We start from the raw sequence: 2,467 nt of genomic DNA on the forward strand, positions 1-2,467 counted from the left end.
TAAATTTGCCTTGCTATTATCTATGCAAATGCCAAAAATCAAAGGAGAAAAAGAATGAAAAGATTCTTAGCGCACATTATCATAGAGGCCAAAACTCCGCTAAAAGTCGGAGGCGGCAAAAATGATCTATTTTTGGATGCACCGGTACAAAGAGACTGGAACGGCCTACCGATGATTCTAGGTACTTCGGTTGCCGGGATTTTACGTAGGGCGTTTGAAGATTGCAAGGGCGAAGATGATGTTAATGAAATTTTCGGTACGAAAGACGAACGAGATCCAAATAAACAAAAAGGCTCAAGACTAATTATCTCAAACGCTCTGTTGCTCGTCGATAAAAATAACAAGGTTTGCGAAGAGTTGCTTTTGCAAAAGAGCGAGTTTTTGCGCTATTTTGATATTTTGCCGATTAGAGATCACGTTGCCATAGGCGCAAACGGTACGGCAAAAGACGCGGGGAAATTTGACGAAGAAGTCGTATTTAAAGGTACAAGATTTAAATTTTCGCTTGAGTTTGACGGAAGCGAAGATAAATTTAAGAAAATTTTAAATCTGCTTTGCGATCCTACGCTAAGGCTTGGCGGCGGAAGCTCGAAAGGTTTCGGCTCACTTGGAATTTTAGAGATAAAATGGGGTGAGTTTGAGCCGGACAGATACTCGAGCAGTTTAAATTTTAGCTCCGACGAGTTTGTAAAATTTATGCCCGATAGCGCAGCGGACGGTAATTTGGCAAGTAAAAAATTTATCAGATACGAACTTAAAATTTCGCCCGATGATTTCTTTATGTTCGGAAGCGGATTTGGCGATAACGAAGCCGATCACGCGCCGGTGATAGAAAGTATAATCAGCTATAAGGCCGGAAAGCTTAGCGAGCAAAAAATTTTAATCCCGGCAAGCTCGGTAAAGGGCGCATTGTCGCACCGAACGGCGTTTTATTTTAATAAAATTAATAAACAATTCGGCGAAAAAGCTAAGGTCGGCAGTGAAAACGAGGCCGTAAGAGAAATTTTCGGTTATGAAAAGAATAAAAACGAAAAAGGCTCCAAAGGCAAAATTTTAATCAGCGATTGTTTTTTGGATTACGACGAAGCAAAAGATACGAAAGTTTTCGAACACGTTAGTATCGACCGCTTCACCGGCAGAGCGATTGACGGGGCTTTGTTTCAAGAAAAAGCAATTGCCAAAAGAGATCAATTTACAATAGAAATTTTGCTTAAAAACGACGTGTGCGGCGATAAAGAGAATGAAGCTTTTGATAACGCCTTAGGCGCCTTTGAAGCGGCTTTAGATGACGTAGTTCAGGGGCGTTTGTCGCTTGGTGGAGCAACCACAAAAGGGTATGGATTTTTCAAAGGCAAGGTCTTAAAATACAACGAAAGACGGATTGAAAATGAAAAAGAATAGAGACGAAATTTTAAAATATGTAAATGAGAATTTAAGGAATTACGAGGGCTACATTCAGCTAATGGGCAAAAAAATCGACGAGAAGCACTTGTTTTTAGCGGGCGAGCGAACTCCTAGTCTAGGCGAAGACGAGCTAATCTATGAGGCGCATTTTTTTAATGCAAATTTGAAGAAAAGCATTTCTATCCGCCAGATAAACGACGCTTGGTTTGTCGATGAGACAGAGTTGGGGGGCGCAAATTTAGATCAGAAGAAAAACCCCGACATAAAAGAATTTCACTCTAAATTTAAACCCGAGTTTTCTGCCAAATTCAAAGAAGTCAAAATAAAAATGGCTCAAATTTGGCAAGATGAAAAAGACGAGTTTTGTGAAGTGCCTCAAGGTAATGGAACCCTTGAGGGTTTGCCGGTATTGAAACTTCAAAAGATAGTATTTGCAGGTTTTGTAAAAGATGAAAAGGATAAAAAATGATAACAGCCCCATATAATTTCGTACCGCTAAATGATAAAATTTTCTATCCGCCTTGGGCTAGCGAGGACGTTCTTAAAAATATCCACGACGTGCCGTTTGAAGACGGCGAGAGCGGAGTTATCGAGCTTGAGATAACGACCAAGAGTCCTATTTTTATAAAAGACAGCAAAAACCCTAGTGAATTTTGTCATTTTATAAATGAAAACGGCGGCAAAGAGTATTACATCCCGGCAACTAGCATAAAAGGCATGATAAGAAACGTGCTTGAGATAATGAGCTTTTCAGCTATGAATTTTATCGATGATAAGAAATATTCTTTTAGAGACCTAAAAAGCGACGAATATGTAAAAAGAGTAACTAAGGGTATTTGCTGCGGATGGCTTTACAAGGATGAAAATGGCATATATAAAATTGAAAATTGCGGTGAACCCTATAGGCTAAGCTATGAAGAGATAGAAAAATATTTTGAAATAGAAAATTATAAAGATCGATTTATGAAAGGTAAATTTAAGGACAAGGACGATCCTTTAAAAAATGCTTTCGGAAAATATGAGGTAGTCGGTTTTGATAGGTTACAAAAGATATATAATTTTA

The 2,467-nt window shown here is 38.7% G+C and carries 3 protein-coding genes; all 3 read left to right on the forward strand.

Annotated elements, in window-relative coordinates; all coding sequences use genetic code 11:
* Window positions 1-54: 54 nt before the first annotated feature.
* A complete protein-coding gene (locus Q0236_RS04735) occupies window positions 55-1,401 on the forward strand; it encodes an RAMP superfamily CRISPR-associated protein (RefSeq protein WP_297915612.1) in 1,347 nt (448 codons plus the stop codon).
* On the forward strand, window positions 1,388-1,873 hold the full coding sequence (locus Q0236_RS04740; protein WP_297915614.1) for a TIGR04423 family type III CRISPR-associated protein: 486 nt from the start codon (window positions 1,388-1,390) through the stop codon (window positions 1,871-1,873). The genes Q0236_RS04735 and Q0236_RS04740 overlap by 14 nt, the downstream gene beginning before the upstream one ends.
* Window positions 1,870-2,467: RAMP superfamily CRISPR-associated protein (locus Q0236_RS04745; protein ID WP_297915616.1), on the forward strand; the 598-nt coding region annotated here is incomplete at its 3' end. The genes Q0236_RS04740 and Q0236_RS04745, both read left to right, overlap by 4 nt.

The sequence above is a fragment of the uncultured Campylobacter sp. genome (assembly GCF_938031315.1).
Lineage (GTDB): Bacteria > Campylobacterota > Campylobacteria > Campylobacterales > Campylobacteraceae > Campylobacter_B.

Excerpts from the sequence above, each read along its gene's own strand:
- Q0236_RS04735 (WP_297915612.1), top strand. The coding sequence starts at position 55 with ATGAAAAGATTCTTAGCGCACATTATCATAGAGGCCAAAACTCCGCTA.
- Q0236_RS04740 (WP_297915614.1), top strand. The coding sequence starts at position 1,388 with ATGAAAAAGAATAGAGACGAAATTTTAAAATATGTAAATGAGAATTTA.